Here is a 5,687-nt window from a genome sequence, read left to right on the forward strand (position 1 = left end):
GACTGGCTCAAAGACGGGGATCCCTCTCCCGTTCCGCACCAGGGCTGAACTCCTTCTCCTGATTGTGCATCAGCGTGTCCAGCACTTCGCCGACCATACCGAGGTGGTCGGCGCGACCTTCGAACTGTCGCTTGATGTCGGCGAGATAGCTGGTTGCAGCATTCAACCGCCCCGCAAGAAGTCTCGCGACGTGAAACGCGATATCGGGCTTCGACCGAAGAAAACTCGCAGCATCGTCAAAAACATAGAGGGCGCAGGGTGTCAGTGTACGGACGGTCGCAGTATGCGGCCGCTGTAAGAGGACAGACATCTCACCAAATAGTGCCCCCGGCTCTTCAATGATCGCAACCTGTGTGTTGCCCCGCAGAACCTCTAATTCCCCGTCTCTCAGGACGTAAAGCTGACCTGACGTGGTGCCCTCTGACAGCAGGATCTCACCTGCCAAAAACTCGGCACGCGCCGCACCCTGACATAGTTCTAAAAGCGATTGCATCAGCTGAGCCTACTGCGCGCCCAACGTTTGTCAAACAGCAGCTCAGAGGCATTGAGTCACACCATCACTGACCGGACAGCCAATTGTTTAAGAGTTGCTTCCCAATGTCCTCGGGCTTCAGCTTCTTTTTGCTCTGAGGCTGTTGCTGCGGAATCTGCGCCGAAGGCTGCGATTGCGCATTGGGGGTCACCGCCGTGTCCGTCACGGTATTAGTTTCAGGTGCTGTGTTGCCCCCGCCCAGCAAACCTCCTATGCCCTGGATCAACGCATCCTGATCCACCTTGCCATCCTTAATGACATTTGCCAGGGGCGCTTCTTGAGCTTCCGGTATTCCTGGGGCCTGGTCGGGAGCTGTAGCCGTGTCAGACTGCGGCGCAACGTTGTTGCCCCCCAGCAACCCACCGATGCCTTCAATCAGTTTTTCCTGATCGATCTTGCCGTCCTTGACGACACCATCCAATGCTTCAGCAGCTCCGCCTAGTCCGCCGGGCAAATTCTTCAGGTCCTGACCAAACTGCTTGTAGCGCGCGATCGCCTCCGCCGGATTTTCCAGAATGCCCTTAATGTCCGGAAAGATCTTCGGGCTCGCCCAAGGACCAACGATCATCACCGGCACCCCGAGACCGGCCAATTCTTGTGTACGGCCCTGTCCTTCCAACGAAGCCACAAGCTGCGGGTCGACACGAAGTTTGAGCGCCTGTTGAGGGAGGTTGACCGTACCGCCGCCTTTGACTGTCACGAGCGGTCCAAGGAGATGAATATCCTGAGTTTGGGCCACGCCCTTGCTGATTTGAAAGCTCGCCCCAAGCGATGCGAAATCTGTCGTCTCGGTCGCGCCGCCCTGCCAACCATTGAGGGCACCCTTCCCGAGACTGCGCATCATCTTCGCGACGTTTAGGCCGCGTATCGCGCCGTTCTGGAACTCGATATCGGCGTTGCCACCGAGCGTACCGACGATTGCTCGCTGACTTGCTCCTGTAGCGGTGACGTTGAGCGATACCGTTCCCTTGCCTTCGATGGAGTCGAGCCCTGCGGCATCTCTGAGAAATGTCCGGCCATCAAAGTTCTGTAAGGACGCGTTGACCCGCTGTGTCGGATGCTTGCTGCTGGCGTCGACCACCACAGCAGCATTGCCCGCTCCGCCGTAGAGTCCAAACTGAGCCAGTTCTGCGTTGAGCTTGCCGCCATCGAGGGTCACCTGAAGCGAGACAGGCGCAATTTTTACGTCTTCGTAGATGAGTTGCTCCGCACGCACATTGACCTTGCCGTTCACCGACCTTAGCACTGAGAAATCAATTCTCTCGTTGCTCCACGCATTGCCGCTCGCAGGGTTGGCACGTGTGGTCCCACCACGACCCTGCTTTTTTCCGCCGCTCGACTTGGTGCTCTGGGACTTCTTTGGCAGCGACTTTTTGGTCGCCTTTGGTGAAGACTTTTCAGTCCCCGTCCATGCGTTGATGTCGATGGTCTTTGCGCCAATCGCCGCCACGACATACGGGACTTTGTTTGCGAGATTTGCCTGCACTTGCCCGGCGAGAACGGCGCCGCGCACGTTTGCCCTGAGGGGGTTGATGGTGACGATGTTGTCTTTGTAGTGGACGGTGCCTGCAAAAGTATCGCGCCCCATTGTGCCCGTAAGCTGGCTCAGCGTCGCTTCACCACCCGCGTAGACCGCGGCGCCAGAAAGGGTCTTGTTCCCTGATTTCGCGCTGAACTGCGGCAAAGTAAGCGTGTCGTTCTTGTAGGACGCACTTCCGCTCAGGCTCACCGGATCGTCTAACGTCTCTGGCAGGTCCGCCTTGATGCGAACAGGTACGGTCGCGCCACCGAGGAACGACCCGAAGTTTCCAATCGTAGCACCGAGCTTCATGGATTTGCCGTCCACGACTGCCGCAGTATCGAGCGTCAGCGGCTCGTCATAACCGGGCAAAGAGGCGGTGAGATCGAGTTTTTCGATGTTCGTTCCAGGCTTGCCATCCGACGATGGCAGGGTGACGGTACCGTTCTTGATGACAAGCTTGTCGAGGGAAACGGATTTCAGCTGCTCAGCAAAGCCGGCCATGCCAGTCGTCCCGCCTTCACCTGACGGCGAGGCCGCCCGCGCGGACGGCGCCGTACCAGGTCGGCCTGTTGGAGCCGCTGGCCCAGCGCCAGGCGGCGGGAGTGCATTCGCTGCCGATGTCTGAGGCACGGCGACCACGGGATTGACGAGGGTGACCTCGCGAACGCGAACCTTGCCTTGAAGCAGACCGGTCAGCAACAAATCGAAACGTACCTTATTTGCGGTGGCGAATTCCTTATCGCCGGTTGCCGTTGGTTCGGCGATCCCGACATCCTCGGCCACGAGAGCCAGCGAAGGAAACACGGTTATGTCGAGCGGCCCGCTCACCCGGAGCCTGTACCCCGTCATCTGCTCCACACGAGCGAAAAGCTCGCTCCGCACCTCGTCGGTGGAGATGAACATCGGCGCGACGAAAAAAAGTCCCGCGATCAGAACGACGATAGCCGTCAGGATAGAAAAGATGAGCCGCAAATGCCCCTCCACACGTCTGGTGAGGTTCAGATCAGTCTACAGCGATTCCCGCCATGTCGAGATAGGACCCATTACCCTGGCAAGATTCTGCGATTGGATGGAACGTTGGCGCTGAAATACGTACAAATAACGGCCAGAAACGATAGAGATTTTGCAAGAATGGCTGGCTTGCCCTTTGGCCTGGAGCCCCATAAACCGTCACGGCAGTCATTTTCTCCGGAGGCATAGAGATGCCGCGCCTAATTTTGCTGAGACACGGCCAAAGCGTTTGGAACCGCGATGCAGTGTTCACGGGCTGGACCGACGTTGAGCTCTGCGACAATGGGATCGATGAGGCGAAACACGCGGCCGAGCTCTTGAGACACCACAAAATTCAGTTCGATCAGTGCTTTACGTCCTATTTGCACCGCGCTATTCATACGCTCTGGATCGTCCTCGGCGAACTGGAAATGACGTGGCTTCCTGTGGAGCGAAACTGGCGCCTCAATGAGAGACACTATGGTGCTTTACAGGGGCGAAAACGCGATGAAGTGAAAGAGGAGGTCGGCAGCGAGCAGCTGCATATTTGGCGCCGAAGCTACGCCGTTCGACCGCCGGCATTGACTGAAGACGACCCGAGATATCCCGGGAACCAATCAAAATACGCGAAGGTGCCAAGCCGGCATCTGCCGCTGACCGAGAGTCTGAAGGATACGGTTGCCCGTGTCTTGCCGTTTTGGCAGGAGCGCGTAGAGCCACTACTTATGGAGGGCCGTACGCCGCTAATTTCCGCCCATGGAAACAGCCTCCGCGGTCTCATCAAATACCTCGACGGGATTTCCGACGAGGACATCCCCAGCCTAGAAGTTCCGACTGGGAAGCCCCTGGTCTATGAGCTCGACGAAGGCTTGCGTACGATCCGCAGCTTCTATCTTGAGGATGGCCAAGAACCCCACAGCCTGCCGAAAGCCAAGGCGGCCTCCTCCACGGCCTAAGTAGGCGCGCCAATAGCGCGTTGCTGCCTAGAAGTAGTTCTGACGGCTATAGGCCCCGCAAGCGCCTTTCAGCCGGTTGTCGCCGCCCAAGGCCCGGCAAATCTGCACTTTCTTGAGCGGTTTATTGCGCACCTCGTCATCTGAAACTCGCCAACCATAACTGCGGGCGACGCGTGCAATCTGGCGGTCCCGGCAGATTTGTGTCGAGACCAGACCGTGCTTGTTGACTTGGAAGATCCCCTGGCACCGAATTTTGGCGGCCGCCGGTGTTGCACAGCTGAATAGCACCGCAGCACACAGACCGCTTACGCCAAGCATCGTGGCCGCCTGGCGCCTGTCTAGGATGGTACTGAAACCTGCGTTTCGCATCTTCACCTCCGCGGAACCAAACGAGCTAAAAAGAATGCCTCAGCACTACCACTCGACGGACTGCAAAGCAGGGAAGAACCCGTCCTCGCGAAAGGCATAGGCCTCGCCGTTCGGCCACACGGCCGCAGGCCGCCCATCCGAAATGAGCGCTCCATCCTCAAGCTTCAAGCGAGGCAAGGGCAAGCAAACAAAGCGTTCGCCGACAATCCAAAACGAGCCAAGCCCCGCCATGAGAGCGTCGGCAAAGGGAAGATAGGCCTCATTGAGGTCTTCTAGCCGTTCGCTTTCGACGCTGGAATTGGCCACGACGTCGCGCATAACCGACGTGACCAATGAAGCCACGTTGTAGCCTCGAGCCCGCGCGTCGCTTGAGATAAGATTCCGCAGCGTGAGGGCGAAAATCTCAAGATGCAGCGCGTCGGCGACCCGCTCTGCCGCGGCCGCCTGTGCCTTTTCATAGGCTTCAGCAACCGCCCTGTCCGCGTTGAGTTCAGCCAAGGCTTCACGACGCATTGACTTCGTTACATCGGCCCAAAGGCAGGATTCAGCGCTTGAAAAATCGATGCCGGAAAGCGCAGCATCTGCCTGCTGCGGCCCCATGGCCCAAGTGAACGCTACGTCCCGAAAACCAATCAAGCGCGCGTGCCGGCTGACGGCTTCTTCAACGACCAGCGGGTCAAAATAAGGCCGCTCGGGGTCGATCCCGTTCAGCCGAGAGATAATCTTCTCAACTTCATCCACCACCGCCATGTCCTCCCTAGGGGCGCACCCGCGCGATGCTGCAGACGGCGCCCATTCATCCCGATTCCGGACTTTTTTAGCGTCTTGCGCGTTATTTATTGTGGTCCGGCACGATAAGCAGGCGCAAAGCCAGACTGCGAGCCGACCTGCGCGGACTATACGCTCATGCCGACGTTGGGGGAACGGCTTGCAGACGCTACGAGCAGCTAAAGCCAGAGCTAACGTAAGTTGTTTCTCACCGTATTGGTGACGGATTTCGATGCCCCAAGTGGAAGCAACCGACTACGCGATCCTGTTCGGAAACACGATTTACGTCCTCGAACGCCTGCTCTGTGCTCATCTGTAGATTGAGGGTTTGGTCTAAACCGTACTTTTGTATTGAGCTAACGTCGTGCAGCACGCTTCTTGCGGTGCTTCGCGCGATTCTCGTAAGTCCATTGCACGCCGACGAACACGAGCGCCGTTGACCAGCCAAACATGAGAAGACCATTTGCGGCTTCGAAAGAGGAGAGCAGGCGCCATTGCTCGTCGAGCACAATGTCTCCAAAGCCGAGTGTGGTGAACGTTACCGTCGAAA

The 5,687-nt window shown here is 57.9% G+C and carries 6 protein-coding genes; 1 reads left to right on the plus strand and 5 read right to left on the minus strand.

What is annotated here, in order from left to right:
• Positions 1–7: 7 nt before the first annotated feature.
• Positions 8–493: a Crp/Fnr family transcriptional regulator gene (locus tag AC33YF_RS12550; protein WP_491777548.1), complete on the minus strand. Its 486-nt coding sequence runs from the start codon at positions 491–493 to the stop codon at positions 8–10.
• A 64-nt stretch (positions 494–557) separates the two neighbouring features.
• The gene (locus AC33YF_RS12555) at positions 558–3,026 is read right to left on the minus strand and encodes an AsmA family protein (RefSeq protein ID WP_491777549.1); all 2,469 of its coding nucleotides are present in this window, start codon (positions 3,024–3,026) and stop codon (positions 558–560) included.
• Positions 3,027–3,256: 230 nt separating this feature from the next.
• On the opposite strand from AC33YF_RS12555, the gene gpmA reads away from it, so the two are divergent.
• Positions 3,257–4,000, plus strand: a complete 744-nt coding sequence (gpmA, locus tag AC33YF_RS12560; protein WP_491777550.1) for a 2,3-diphosphoglycerate-dependent phosphoglycerate mutase — start codon at positions 3,257–3,259, stop codon at positions 3,998–4,000.
• 27 nt (positions 4,001–4,027) lie between these two features.
• On the opposite strand, the gene AC33YF_RS12565 is transcribed toward gpmA, so the two are convergent.
• The 3 genes from AC33YF_RS12565 to AC33YF_RS12575 form a co-directional block, all read right to left on the minus strand.
• Complete coding sequence (locus AC33YF_RS12565) at positions 4,028–4,369, minus strand: hypothetical protein (protein ID WP_491777551.1); 342 nt, start codon at positions 4,367–4,369, stop codon at positions 4,028–4,030.
• Positions 4,370–4,414: 45 nt separating this feature from the next.
• Positions 4,415–5,119, minus strand: coding sequence for a hypothetical protein (locus AC33YF_RS12570; RefSeq protein ID WP_491777552.1), 705 nt, complete (start codon positions 5,117–5,119; stop codon positions 4,415–4,417).
• A gap of 374 nt (positions 5,120–5,493) precedes the next feature.
• A partial coding sequence (locus AC33YF_RS12575) for an ion channel (RefSeq protein ID WP_491777553.1) occupies positions 5,494–5,687 on the minus strand: 194 nt, incomplete at its 5' end.

The organism is Methyloceanibacter sp., from assembly GCF_058506495.1.